This is a genomic window from Achromobacter denitrificans NBRC 15125, assembly GCF_001571365.1.
Taxonomy (GTDB): domain Bacteria; phylum Pseudomonadota; class Gammaproteobacteria; order Burkholderiales; family Burkholderiaceae_B; genus Achromobacter; species Achromobacter denitrificans.
The window spans coordinates 1-13,576 of sequence record NZ_BCTQ01000053.1 but is presented as its reverse complement, the minus strand read 5'-3'; the positions used below and the strand labels follow the sequence as shown (position 1 = coordinate 13,576).

6 protein-coding genes are annotated in these 13,576 nt (G+C 71.8%); 2 read left to right on the top strand and 4 right to left on the bottom strand.

Annotated features, from left to right (window positions below; genetic code table 11):
* Positions 1 to 4 precede the first annotated feature (4 nt).
* Entirely contained in the window at positions 5 to 868 is an 864-nt protein-coding gene (locus ADE01S_RS28065) for an HpcH/HpaI aldolase/citrate lyase family protein (protein ID WP_062685055.1), read from the top strand.
* Positions 865 to 2,064, top strand: a complete 1,200-nt coding sequence (locus ADE01S_RS28060; RefSeq protein ID WP_062685054.1) for a CaiB/BaiF CoA transferase family protein — start codon at positions 865 to 867, stop codon at positions 2,062 to 2,064. The genes ADE01S_RS28065 and ADE01S_RS28060 overlap by 4 nt, the downstream gene beginning before the upstream one ends.
* A gap of 75 nt (positions 2,065 to 2,139) precedes the next feature.
* Here ADE01S_RS28060 and ADE01S_RS28055 read toward each other — a convergent pair whose 3' ends face one another.
* The 4 genes from ADE01S_RS28055 to ADE01S_RS28040 all read right to left on the bottom strand — a co-directional run bounded on the left by ADE01S_RS28055 (position 2,140) and on the right by ADE01S_RS28040 (position 13,474).
* On the bottom strand, positions 2,140 to 6,777 hold the full coding sequence (locus tag ADE01S_RS28055; RefSeq protein ID WP_062685053.1) for a hypothetical protein: 4,638 nt from the start codon (positions 6,775 to 6,777) through the stop codon (positions 2,140 to 2,142).
* Between the two features lie 10 nt (positions 6,778 to 6,787).
* Positions 6,788 to 10,954, bottom strand: a complete 4,167-nt coding sequence (locus ADE01S_RS28050; RefSeq protein WP_062685052.1) for a hypothetical protein — start codon at positions 10,952 to 10,954, stop codon at positions 6,788 to 6,790.
* A gap of 367 nt (positions 10,955 to 11,321) precedes the next feature.
* Positions 11,322 to 12,758: a dethiobiotin synthase gene (gene bioD, locus ADE01S_RS28045; protein WP_062685051.1), complete on the bottom strand. Its 1,437-nt coding sequence runs from the start codon at positions 12,756 to 12,758 to the stop codon at positions 11,322 to 11,324.
* Positions 12,755 to 13,474 carry an alpha/beta fold hydrolase gene (locus ADE01S_RS28040; RefSeq protein WP_062685050.1) on the bottom strand — a complete coding sequence of 240 codons (720 nt, stop codon included), beginning with the start codon at positions 13,472 to 13,474 and terminating at the stop codon, positions 12,755 to 12,757. The genes bioD and ADE01S_RS28040 overlap by 4 nt, the downstream gene beginning before the upstream one ends.
* Between the last annotated feature and the right edge of the window lie 102 nt (positions 13,475 to 13,576).

Sequence of the window (13,576 nt, the reverse complement as noted above, 5' to 3'; positions counted from 1 at the left end):
ACGCATGAGAAGCAAACTGTTCGTTCCGGGATCGCGTCCCGAGTTGTTCGCCAAGGCGCTGGCCGGTCCGGCCGACGCCCTGTCGTTCGATCTGGAGGACGCCGTGGCGCCCGAGCGCAAGGAGGAGGCCCGCGGGCATCTGGCCGGCCTGCTGGGGTCCGCCGAGGCGGGCGCGGCCGCGAAGACGCTGATCGTGCGCGTCAATGCGCTGGATTCGGCGCATTTTCATGCGGATCTGCAGGCGGTGGTGCGCAAGGGCCTGGGCATGGTGAACCTGCCCAAGGCGGAGAGCGAGGCGGACGTGCGGACGGCGGCGGGCGCGATCGATCAGGCGCGGCGGGCCAACGGCGTGGACCATCCCGTCGGGCTGCTGCTGAATATCGAGTCGCCGCGGGCGTTGCGCCGCGCGGCGGCGCTGGCCGCGGCCCATCCCGCCGTGGTGGGCCTGCAGCTCGGGTTGGGTGACTTGTTCGAGCCCGCGGGCATCGATCGGCGCGAACCCGCGGCGGTGCGCCAGGCGATGCTGACGGTGCGCCTGGCGGCGGCGGAGGCGGGCGTGTTCGCCTACGATTCGGCGTTTGCCGACATCGAGGATACGGCGGGCTTCCAGGCGGAGGCCGAGTTGGCGCGCCGCCTGGGGTTCATCGGCAAGAGTTGCATTCATCCCAGGCAGGTGGCGCTGGCCAACGCCGCCTTCCGGCCGACCGACGCGGAAGTGGCGCATGCCCGCCGGGTGGTGCAGGCGGCCGGCGAGGCCGGCGCCAGAGGCGTCGCCGCCTTCGTGGTGGACGGCCGCATGATCGACGGTCCGTTCCTGCGCCGCGCCGAGGCGGTCCTGCGCATGGTCGCGGGCGAGGGGGCGCGATGACGGCCGCCGCGACGATGCCGGCGAGCGCGGGCCCGCTGGACGGCGTGCGGGTCCTGGACCTGAGCGCCTATATCGCCGGCCCCTACGGCTGCGCGCTGCTGGCGGACCAGGGGGCGGACGTGATCAAGGTGGAGCCGCCCGCGGGCGACAATCTGCGCAAGTATCCGTCGACGCTGGAGGCGGAGAGCCGGGCCTTCCTGGGCGTCAACCGCGGCAAGCGCGGGCTGGTGCTGGATCTGAAGCGCGAGGACGCCCGGGCCGTGCTGCGGGAGCTGGTCGCGCGCGCCGACGTGTTGGTGCATAACTTCCGGCCCGCCGTGCCGCCGCGCCTGGGGATCGCCTACGAGCAGCTGGCGGAGATCAATCCGCGGCTGATCTATTGCGCGGTCACCGGCTACGGCGAAACCGGGCCGCTGAAAGACAAGGCGGGCTACGACCAGGTGCTGCAGACCATGACCGGGATGTGCGCGTTGCAGGGCAAGCCCGAGGGGCCGCCCGAGGTGCTCTACGGGTCGGTGGTGGACTATTACGCGTCCGCCATGGTGGCCTCGGGCGTGGCCTCCGCGCTGTACGAGCGCGAGCGTAGCGGCCGGGGCCAGTACGTGGGCGTTTCCCTGCTGCGCAGCGCGCTGGCGCTGCAGTCGGCGCGTCTGGTGTGGGCCGAGGGCGAGCCCCGGCAGATCGGGCGCGACATGCGCTCGGGCGGCATCACGGGGATCCATCCCACCGGCGAGGGCTACCTGTACATCTCGGCGAATACGCCGCATTTCTGGCAGGCGCTGTGCGCCAGGACCGGCCTGCACGCGCTGGCGGCCGACGAGCGCTACGACTCGGTGCGCAAGCGCGCCCGGCACCGCGACGAGATCGTGCCGCTGTTGCGCGAGGCGCTGCGCGGCAGGACCGCGCTGCAATGGGAAGCGCTGTTCGGCGAGGACGTGCCCTGCGCGGCGGCGCGCGGCGTGGAGGACATGTTCGATTTTCCGCAGGTCCGGGCGGAAGGCATGATCTCGACCTTCGCGCATCCGGTGGTGGGCAGCTACCGGGGGTTCGCCCAGGCCATCAAGTACGGCCGCAGCCAGGCCCCGGCGCCGCGCGCCGCGCCCGCCTTCGGCGAGCACAGCGACGACGTGCTCGCCGAAGCGGGCATCGACGCCGCGCAGGCGGCGCGCCTGCGGGAGAGCGGCGCGCTGGGCTAGGGCCTGCGGGAGAGCGGCCCTCGGGCTTGCGCGAAGCGCTGTCAGGAGCAACAGGCGCTGGCGCGCGCGGTATCGCTAGAGTTCGAAGAACGCCGTGTACACCAGCCGCTCCTCCACCACCCGCCGTCGGCGCTGGGCGCCTCCGCGCTGTTCGGGCACCCACTCGTCCGTGTAGTAGCGCTCGTATTCGCGCACCGCGATGCGGGCGGGCTTGCCGCCGCGGTCGGGGATCGCGACGCCGGCCGACCAGATGACCGGATCCAGCAGGTCGCCCAGGATCGGGCCTTCCAGCACCGGCGGGAAGCGCACGACGGGGCCGGCCGCCAGGCCTTCGCCCAGCCAGGCCAGTTCGTTCAGCGCGGCGGGCGTTGCGATCTCGCGCAGCGGCAGTTCGCGCAGGCGGTCGGTGATGATCGGGGGAACGGGCGCGGCGGCCGCGCCGGCCGGGTCGAGCAGGCCGGAGGCCAGCACCGAGGCGTCGCTCCAGGCCAGGTCGCTGTCCAGCGCCGGGTCGCGGGTCTGGAACACCAGCTCGACGCGGTTGCGGCCGGTCTCGGGCGTCTGGCCGATGCCGGGGATGAAGGAGATGTCCAGGTATTCCGAGTCTAGCGGGAATTTCATCGGCCCGTGCGCGGGCACCACGCCGCGCAGGCTGAAGCTCAGGCGGCCGCGCTTCTGTTCGAACTGCGCGCGTCGGCGCGGCAGCACCTGCGAGAATTCCGCCTGCGTCACCCGCGACAGCTTGGCCGAATCGATGGCGTTGGGCTGGTAGCGCGCCAGCGCCAGCCGCACGAAGGGCATGTAGGCGCGCCCGGGATCGAGTTCGATATCGCAATACCAGCGCGCCCGCTCTTCGTGCCAGCGCACGCGGTGGCCCACGACGTGAACCTGCTGCGTGGGGATTTCCTGCAGGGTGACGACCTCGTCGGCCACGCGCGCGGGGAAGTCGGATACGCGCGTGCGGTGCTTGGGCTGGGGCGTGTCCCAGAGCGGGTCCATGCCCCATTGCGTCACCAGCGGCGTCAGGGTGTCGGGGACGTCGGTGAAGTTCCTGCCGTCGCCGTAGATCACCACGCCGAGCAGTTCGCCGTCGCCGGACGAGAACCACGGACGCTCCAGCCACACGCGCAACCCGTTGCCCAGCCGCGTCACGTCGAGCTTGGCGGCGCTCGCGGTTTCCTGCCAGCGGAACGTGGGCAGCACGTACATGAGGCGGGGCGCGTCCGGCGGCGCGCTGGCGCGCACGACGGTGTTCTGCGCGGCGCCGTCGCGCACGCGCACGGGCGCGCCCGGGTCGTCGTCCGCGCCGGTTTCCACCAGCGGGCCGTCGGCCACGGGGCCCGCGCGCGTCACCTTGTCCGCTTGCTCGTAGAGCGCGGGCGGCAGGTATTCGCGGAACCGGGTGGTGGCGCGCAGGCGGTAGCGGATCAGGCGGAAGCGGGTGTCGCCGAATTCGTGGCGGTTGCCGGGCGCGCGCGGCTTGGCGGGGTCGACCTGCTGTTCTTCGACCGCGTTGCTCAGGCTGAAGAGGTTGGCGTAGTTTTCCGTCAGCGGGATCTCGGCCAGCACGCCATGGCCGGCCACGCGCTCGGGACGGGGTTTGTCGGGATCGTCGACCCATTCCTGCCAGTCCGCCTCGACCTCGATCTTGCCCGTGGTGGGGCCGTGCAGCCGCACGCGGGCCTGCAGGTCCACGTGCGGTTCGCCGGCGCCGCGCTGGGGTTGGCCGGGCAGCAGCAGGACGGGATCGCACACCGGCTGCTGCGTGGCGTGGACGAGCACCAGCGGCCGGTAGGGCGTGACCATCCAGCAACTGCCGAGCACGGACGACAGGCGGAGCGTGGCGCGCTCGCCTTCGTTGCCGGCCCACGCGGGAATGCCGAAGGTGTTCGCGAGCCCCGGATTGACGAAGCTGGAATAGCGCAGCCGAGCGATGCGGCCTTTGGGCAGGTAGAAGGTGAGAACGCGTTCGGCCTCGTCCCAGGAGGGCGCGCCGTCGTCGGGATAGCGCTCGGCGCAGGGCGGATCGTCCAGCGTGGCCTTGCGCTCCTGCAGGACAATGCGGAATCCCTGCGCGTCGGGCCAGGCGCCGGCGTGCTTGACGAGCAGCACCAGTTCCTGGGCAGGCGTCTGCGCGATGACCGCGCTGGGCCCCAGGACCTTGGGCCCGGTCACGCCGGGCAGGGCGTGGCCGGCCTGCGCGCGCAGCGCGAAGCCGCCCGCCGCCGGGTCCGGCAGGTAGGGCGTGCGGACCCGCGCCTCGCGGTGGATGACGTACTGCCCGGCGGCGAGGCGCTCGCCGGTCGGGCGCTCGGCCGAGGGCGGGCCGGGAGGCACGGCGTCGGTGGTAGCGATCTTGTCCAGCGATTGCGGCGTGATCAGTTCGATCTGCGTGCCCGGGCCCGCGTCATACAGCGTGGCGGCGTCGCGCGCGGAGATTTCGTAGGCCTGCTTGATGCCGGCGGGGCTGCCCATCAGGGCATCGAACAGGCCGTGCGTTTCGCATTGCAGCTGCGAGGACTTGGGCGGCACGACGTGGCGTTCGTTGGCGGGCGTGTATTCGAAGTCCGCCGAGGCGGATTGCTTGGCCGCGTCCTTGAAGTCCGGGCTGTCGCGGTAGGCGGCGGGATCCATGCCGAGGTTGCTGCGGATCACCATGCGTTCGAGCGATTCGCCTTCGCTGGTGCGGGCGCGGTGCAGCAGGGCGGGCGGATCCACCGGCTCGAAGCGCCAGTAGGTGACCGGCTGGGTGACGTTGTCGTCGTGCTCCAGCGAGGGATCGTCATGCGCCAGGCTGTTGCCGGCCAGGTCGACCAGCCGCGCGCGGAAGCGGTAGGGCATGCCGAAGCGCAGGCGCGGCAGGCTGCCCTTGAGCGCGGCGAAGCTGACGGCCAGGCCGTTGCCTTTTTCGCTGACGGTGTCCCGCACGTCTTCGGGCACTTCGCCCTGCACGCCGCTGTCGGCGTCCTGGCGGTCGCGCAGCGTGCGCCCGGGGCGCGGCGCGACCAGGCTCCAGCCGGTCCAGCGAAAGAGCGATTCATGCAGGTAGTGGTCGTCCGGCTCCTTGCCGCCGGTGGTGGAGGCGCCCTTCACGTAACCTTCGTCGTCGGGCAGCGCCAGGGGCGCGCCGCCGTCGGTGCAGCGGTAGACGCCGGAGCGCCGGCACAGCGAGCGCCAGGCTTGCGGATCGCCGGGAATCTGCGGCTGCGCGTCCACGCGGTAGCCGCGCAACAGGTCTTCGGTATAGAGCACGATGCTGCCGGGCGCGCCCGCCAGCGCGGCGTTCTTCAGCGCCGCGGCGGCGGCGTTCTGCGCGACCTCCCAGGCGCGGCCGCGCCGGGCCACGCCCAGGCCGCCCGAGCGCAGCGCGGCCACGGCCTGCTTGTCGCCGGTGGTGTAGGTCACGGCGCCGTCGGCGCCCAGCGCCAGGCTCCGGGCGACCAGGTTCTGCGCGGTCAGCAGGAAGTCCACGGTCTTCAGCGCCGCGCCGTCGGGGTCGACCTGATAAACGTCGAAGGGGCTGCGCGGCTCGTACAGGTTCCAGCTGTCGTCGGCGCGGCGCAGCTTCAGCATGCCGCGTTCGTGGTCGGGGTTGCGCGGGCGCGTGGTGAAGCGGTCCCGGTCGCCCGTCCAGGCGGTGGCGGGGCAGGCGTCGTCGGCTGGGTCGCGCGCGTCCGCCCAGCGCAGGGCCAGGAAGAAGCGGCCTTGCGCCGAGGGCGCCGCCGCCAGCTGCTGGTCCAGCGGCGAGTCCGGCGGCAGCAGGCAGTCGATGACCAGGCCCAGCTGGCGCAACAGCGCGGGGTAATCGCCGTAGGACGCGACGATGGCGTGGAAGTCCATGTCGGGAAGGGCGGGCGGCGGGGGCACGTTCTTGCCGTCCGGCCGGCGGATCTCCCGCTGCGCCTCGGTGGGCGGTTCGCGGCGGTAGAAGCGGTTGGCCTGGAACAGCGTGTATTCGGCCTGGGAATTCCACTGCTTCATCAGGTTCTGGTCGGCGTTGCTGAGCGCGGCGTCGTTCCACCGGGTGGGCAGGGCGCGCAGCGGAAAACCGACGGGAGGCAGGGGGTTGCCCTCGGCGTCCACGCCGGGCGCGGCGGCGCGGCCTTCGTAGATGCTGTGCGGCCCGTAGACCTGGCCGCGCAGCACGCGCTCAGCGCCGTCTCCGCCGTCGTCGAAGAAGCGGTCGAAGCCGGGCAGCGGCAGTTCGATGCGCCGGTCCGAGATGGGCACGACGACGGTGCGCGTGCCGCAGTCGGACAGCATGTCCTTCAACCCCGGATGCGCCTTGCGCCACGGTAGCAGGGTGGGGTGCGTGCCGGTGGCCTGCACCGCCAGCCGGCCATAATGCTTGCGGGTCATGCCCAGCAGCGCGGCGACCGAATACGAGAACAGGTTGACCGCGCTCATGTCGCGGAAAACGAATCCCGCGACCGGCGTGGTCTTGGGCAGGAGCCGCTCCCACAGCGCGGGATCGGCCAGCGGCGCCGGTTCCAGCTCGATTTCGTCGGCGCCGGATTTGAGCGCGAAGCGCACCCGCTCCAGCGTGCGCGGCCAGTTCACCCAATCCGGAAAGGCGCGCAGCCGCTGCTCGTTCGCGGCTTCGGGCGTGAGGCGGGGCGAGGCCACGATGGAGATGCGCAAGCGGCCGGCGTCGGCGCCGTCGGGCACGCGGCCATTGGGGATTGCGGTCCAGACGATGGTTTGCTTGGCCATGGGGGGCTCCTCAGGCAAAGGCTTCGGCGTACTCGCGCCACGCGTATTCCGTGTCGTCGTCGATCTGCGCCAGTTCCTGCGCCAGCGGCAGGTCCGGTCTCGGTCCCATCAGGTCGCGGAAGCCCGGGTCGCCGTTGGAGCCGGCGAACTTGCGCTCGCACGACAGCGATACGCTCATCGAGAACATGAAGACCTCGATCTCGACGGTGATGGTGGCGCGTCCGGCGCACTTGCCGCTCTCGAACTCGTACCGCAGTTCCAGGTAGATCTCGATCGAGATGCTGACGATGCCCAGCACGCTCACGCAGCCGCCCATGCGGAAGTAGCCGGCCAGCGAGCAGGCGTTCTTCTCCATCCGGAAGTAGATGCCCGCCATCACGTGCACGCCGCCCGAGGCCACGCCCAGGTTCACCGAGACGCTGGCGCCGAACTCGAACGCGGCCTCCATGATCTGGATGCCGCTGGGGTCCAGCGTGATGCCGAAGAAGCCGCCGCCGCCGAACATGCAGACCGACAGGTTGAAGGGCTGCTCGCGCGTGCAGAAGTTGAAGCGCACGGCCAGGGGCTGGCCGATGAAGGGCACGGTGAAGCCGGCTCCCAGGCTCAGGTTGGACAGGTTGAACACCCCGATCGCGATGGCAGGCAGCGCCAGGTCGAAGCCCGCGTCCACGCCCTTGGGCGAAATGTCCAGGTAGGGCGGGTCGGAGAAGCCGTCCAGCGGGATCAGGTCGCGCAGCGTTTCCACGAAGGACAGCGGGCCGACGAACTTGATGTCGGTGAGCAGCACGTCCACGTCCATCTTCGCGGCCGTGTCGATGCGGAACTCGATTTTCTCGAAGTTCAGTTCCAGGAAGCTGGCCGGCGCGATCAGCACCAGATCGAAGCTCTTGAGCGAACAGGTGACCGACAGCTTGGGCGCGCTCTGTCCGTTCTTGCGGACGCGGGCCTCCACCGCGACGCGAAAGCCGTGCGGATCGTTGGCGACGAAGAGCGGCGGGTCGCCGGCCTTGATCGACCAGTTGCGTATCACCGGGTTCCAGTCGAAGCGCAGGGTCAGCTCGTCGCCGGTAAGCAGTTCCAGCAGCTCGGCGCTGGCCAGCACGGCGTCCACCGCCAGCTGCACCGCGCGCAGCGCCGTCTGCGCGACCTGGCGCGGGGCGCCTTCCAGCAGCCGCGCGCTCCCGACGGTGTCCGACAGGGGCTGGGCCGCGGCCGAGATCGCTTGCAGGCGCGGCTTGAGCGCGGCGGCATCGGCGAACAGTTCGTCCAGCTGGTCCGGATGGCCGACGACGGCGTCCAGCGCGTCGTACAGCGCCTTGCCCTGCGTCAGCAGCACGGGCACGAGGCCCACGCTGTCGGCCAGGGTCTGGGTCAGGCTGGCGGCCTGCAACAGCGATTGTCGATACCCGTCGGGCAGGCCCAAGCCGTTCACTTTCGCGTCGGCCGTGGTCCGCAGCGCCTGGGCCGCGGCGCGCGCGGCGTCGAGCGCCGCGGGCAGCCCGGGCAGGGCGGGGACGGCGTCGAAGGACTGGCCCTCCAGCTGCTTGACCTGCGCGAGCACCGCGTCCAGCGCGGCGGTGAGCGCGTTGACGCGCGCCCGCGCATCCTGCACCAGCGCCTGCGCATAAGCCTGCGCCTGGCCCAGCAGGTCTTCGAGGGTGGCGCGCAGCGCCTTCAAGGCGCCTTCGGCGATGCGGCCGGGCTGCTGGGCCAGGTCCGCCACCAGGCCGTAGAGTCGGCCCATGTCGTTGACCAGGCTTTCCAGCTGCGAGCAGGCTTCCGATACGAAGCGCGGCACCTGTTCGGGCTTGCCGGCGGCATCCGCCACGGCCTCGATCACCTCGCCCAGCGGGATGCAGCCGAACAGCAGCGGCAGGGGCAGGTCGGACAGGGTTTTGGGAAAGACGTCTTCGCCGCTCATCCTGCCCGCCACGAATTCCTCCACCTTGCCGCTGACCGGCCCCGCCAGGCGCGATAGCGCCGTGGGACGCAGGTTGGGCTGCACGAAGCCTCCCGCGCGGTCGCCTTGCGACGAGAAGTCCAGCGCCGCGCCGCCGCGATGGATGGGGTCGGCGTCGATGTCGCCGAAGACCTGGCCGGCATTGGCGGCGTCGAAACCGAACTTCAGGTAATGGGCATTCCAGCTGAGCGTGCTGGTCTTGTCGCTGCCGGTCAGCTTGGAGAGGGCCGCGATGCGGATCGAGGCGCGCCGGATGCCGGGGTAGAACAGCGGGCCGTTCAAGGAATCGCTGTAGGCGCGCAGTTGGGCGTTGCCCGGTTCCACCACGGCGTCGAACTCGATGGAGTCCACCTGCGCGGCGGTATCGCCGGCCTTGCGGCTGGGCGCCAGCGTGACGCGCTGCTGCTTGAGCAGCGCGATGCGGCGGTCGCTGCGCTCGGGCTTGCGCCAGGCCGTCTGGGTCTTGACGGCGAAGGTCTCGGCCGCGCCGTAGCTGGGCGCCAGCCACAGCCCCCGCTGTTCGCGCGGGCTGGCGTAGCCCCCGTCCATGAAGATCATGGGCAGGTCGAACTGCACGTTGCGGCCGTCGATGTCGGTGGCCGAACAGGCGAACTTGAACGGGGCGCCGGCCACGCAGGGCCAGAACAGCAACTGCCCCATGTTGTCGATGTTGCAGGCGGCGTCGGTGGGCCGGTCCAAGCTGGGCGTGACGGCGGTGAGGATGCGCACGCTGGAGAACGGCATCTGGCGATGCAGGAATATCGGGTCGCCGCCGTCGCGCGCCTGCAGGTCGGGGTCGGCGTACACGCGCTCGCGCTGCCGCACGATGATGAACAGGCGCTGGCGCAGGTAGGCGGTGTTGCCGGCCGTGCCGGGATGGAATTTGCGCTCGCTGACTTTCACGAGCGAGGCGCGATGGCCGAAGGGGAACAGGAAGCCCTTATAGACGATGCGCACGAAGTGGTCGCGGCCCATGGCGCCGCGATGGGTCCACTCTTCCAGCGACAGCCCGGGCGCGTCCCAGTTGCCGCGCGAGTCGAGCCACGCGCCCAGCGCCGACAGCATCAGCAGCCGGGCGTCGACCGGCTGGGGCGTGTAGTTGGCGACCGAGAAGTTCGACGACAGATGGGCGATCTGGTAGCGGTCGAAGTCCGTCATCGGCATGCGGAACGGCCAGTTGTCCGGCTTCGGCAGCTGGGTGTCGGCCGGCACCGGAAACGCCGCCTGCATGGGCTTGGTCGTGCTTTCGCCGCCCAGCGCCCAGATGGCGCGCAGCGTGCGCCGGGCGTCCGCTGCGGGCGGCTCGATGCCCGCGTTCTCGCCGGGCGCGGTCAGCAGGCGCGAGTGCCACAGTTCGGTGTGCTGCGTGGCCGCCGAGGTGGCGGGCGACTTCGCGTGGCGCCAGCGCTCTTCGGCGTGCGGGCTGAGGATGAGGCGCCAGGGCAGTTCGATGGCGGTTTGCTGCGCGGTGGGCGGCGCGGGCTTGGGCCCGCGCCTGAGAATCTCCACCAGGCCGCCGGCGCGCTCCACCGGGCGGATCACCGCGCCCGGCCTCGGCACGCGCAGCCCGGGGCCGCCGCCCGCCAGCCGCAACCGCAGCGCGCCGGGCGCGTCCTGCTGCGTGGCGATGCGCGCATTGCGCAAGGCGAAGCTGGAGAGCGCCGCGCGCTGCGCGGGGGCCAGCTTGTCCAGGCGCCTGTCGAACAGGTCGCGCAGCGTCAGGCGCGGCGCGGCCGCGGCGGGCGGGCGCGCGTTCGCGGCCACCGCCGGCGGCAGCGACTCGATCGCCGCGAGCACGCCTTCCAGCGTATAGGGCGCGTCGAAATCGTCGGGAACGGAGAAGGCCAGCCGGGATTCGCCCGCGATGCGCGCCCGGACGGGCGGGCCGGTGAGCGCGTCCTGGCCGCCGCCCGGATCGGGCGCTTCGGGCGTGGGGCGGGGCGGAGGCTGTTTCGTCGTGCCGGCCGCGGCCGTTTCGAAGAACGTCTGTTCCACGATCGATTGCGGCGGGAAGTGCACGATCAGCGTGGCCGGCCCGTCGCCCGCTTTCTTCAGGCGGGGCGGCTGGCCCGGCGAGACCGCCAGGTTGCGCAGTTCGATCCGCAACGCCAGCAGGTCGGCCGGCCTCAGGACAGGGACGCCGGGACGCGTTCCGTCGAAGAAATTGCGGTTGGGTTTGGGGGCAAGGACGGGGATCTGCAGCCTTCTGGTGACCATGCCAGCTCTCCTGCAAAGAAGAAAACCTGGGAACACGACCAACTGCCAGCGAATCGAACTGCAATGCGACGGAAATCTATAGCCGTGTCGAGTTAGTGGTCAACAACGCGCGAGGGGGGCCGGCGACAAGGCCGGATGTGGCTTTTGGATGTAGAAATGGCGGGCCCGCGGCCAAAGCCCATGCCGAAGCTGAGGCTTTGGTAGCCATCCTGGCGGCCGAATGGAGGGCAACGCGCCTGAATCCGAAGGGAGGAGCGGCGGGCCGGGCCCGGATTTATTTTGTACGCATTTGTAATGGAGCAGGCCTTCGGGAACGCCCGATGCCGCCGCGGCCCGCGCGGCGGCTGGTCCGCCCCCGCTCGTCCGGCTAGCTCGCCACCGCCGGCGCGCCGCCCAGCGCCGCCAGGCACTCGCTCAGCGGAGGAATGCCTTGCGCCAGGGCATCGACCGTCCTGGCGTCCACCTTGGACAGCGGCGGAATCTCGGCCAGCACGCGCACGTTGCCGAAGCGCTCGATGGCTTCCTTGTTGCCCGCCGACAAGGGGCCGCTCATGATCACCCCCAGCACGGGAATGCCGCGGCGCTTGAGCGCCTCCAGGCTGAGCAGGGTGTGGTTGATGGTGCCCAGCCCGCTGCGCGCCGCCAATACCACGGGCAGGTCCAGCCGCGCGATCAGGTCGATCATCATGTGCGTGTCGTCGATGGGCACGTAGAGTCCGCCGGCCCCTTCCACGATCAGCGGGGCCTGGGTGGGGGGCGGAACGATGCTGGTGGCGTCCACCACGGCGTCTTCCAGCGTGGCCGCCGCCCACGGCGACAGCGGCGCCTGCAGCACGTAGGCGGGCAGGTGCAGGCGCTCGGGCGGAAGCCCCGCCAGCTCCGCGACGGTTTCCGTGTCGCCCGGCTCTTCGGACACGCCGGTCTGCACCGGCTTCCAGTAATCGGCGTTCCAGGCGCGCGCCAGGATCGCGGACACGAGCGTCTTGCCGATGCCGGTATCGGTGCCGGTCACGAAGACCCCCGGCGGGGGCGAGTCAGTTTTTTTCCACATGCCATAGGCCAGGTGATAAGTCACCGTGGCTCCTTGTTCGTCGAACGCCGCCAGCACCCGCCGCAAGGCGGCGGCGCTGAGCGGCTTGCTGCCGGGCGCCGGGGTGGTGGCGCCGATGCCCTTCAGGCCTTTCAGGAAATGCAGGCCGTCGGGATGATTATGTATCAGCCGTTCCGCGCGCACGCCACCCGCCAGATTGCCCATGTCCGGACGGATGGCGGCGGGCGGGGGATAGGCGGGCGTGGCCGGGGCCAGGCCGGCCGCGCGATGCGCCGCCCGCCATTCGCCGAAGGTGTCCGCGGCCAGGGTCGCCACCGCCAGGCAGCCGCCCGGGGCCAGCAACCTGGCCAGCCGGCCCAGGCCGGCGTTCAGGTCGGAAAACCATTGCACCGCCAGGCTGGAGCAGATCAGGTCGTAGCCGCCGGGCAGCCCTTCCGGATATTCGCCGTCCAGCAACTGGTAGCGGGCCGTTCCGGGCAAGGGCGGGTGGCGCCGCGACGCGTCCAGCATGCCGGGGGAGATGTCCGTCACCGTCCAGTCGGCCGGGCCGAGGCGGCGCGCCAGCGCCCGGGTCAGCATCCCGGTGCCGCAGCCGATCTCCAGGATGCGCGGGCGGCGGGGCAGGGGCAGCAGGGCGATATCGCTGGCCAGCCGTTCGGCCGTGATGCGCTGGACGGGCGCGTGCTCGTCATAGCGGGGGGCGGCCGCGCCGAAGCGCGCGCCGACCCGGGTGTTGCGCGGCGCCTGCGTCATGCCTCGGGCGCCAGGCGGGAAAGAAAGTCGCGGATGCGCGCGGCGCACCAGGCCGCGTCGGACCGGGGCAGCAAGTGGCCGCCGCCTTCCCGCCAGCGCAATTCGTCCGCCGGCCGGCCCGCGTAGGCCGCCCGCGTCATCACGGCCGGCACGATGGGATCGGCGTCGCCGGCCAGGGCGAGCAGCGGCAGCGTCAGCGCGGCGAGGGCGGCGCGTTGGTCGTCGTCGCGCAGGCGTTGCAGATCGCGGTCCAGCGCCTCGATCCGGGGCGCGCCGAGGGGGGCGCCGGCTGGCTCGCCGGTCGCCGCGCCGAAGGGCTCCGCCGCGCCGCAGCGCTGGCGGAAGTCCCGCAGCACGGCCATGGGGTCCGCCGAGAGGCGCTTGCCCATCCGGTCCAGCATGCGGGGCGGCACGCCGGCCTCGAAGCCGGGACCGGCGGCAAAGCGCGGGAATCCGTTGATGGCGACCAGCGCGCGGCAGTGCCGCGGCAACCCGCCCAGCAGGCGCAGCGCGCCCAGCGAATGGCCGATGGCGACGACCGGGCCCGCGACCTCGGGATGCCGGGCCGGCCCGAAATAGCCGGCCTCGGAGACGGCCTGCGGCCAGTCGGCCAGCTCGGCGCGCAGCGGCGCCCAGAACGAGGCGTCGAAGGCCCAGCCGTGGACGAACAGCAGGGTCGGGCGCGCGGCCGGGGCGGGCAGGGGACGGCCGGGCATCACGCCGCCACCGCGGCGAAGCCGTCGATCAGCCGGGAGACGTCCTCGTCCCGGTGCGCCGCGCTCAGCGTGACGCGCAGGCGGCTGGTGCCGGCGGGGACG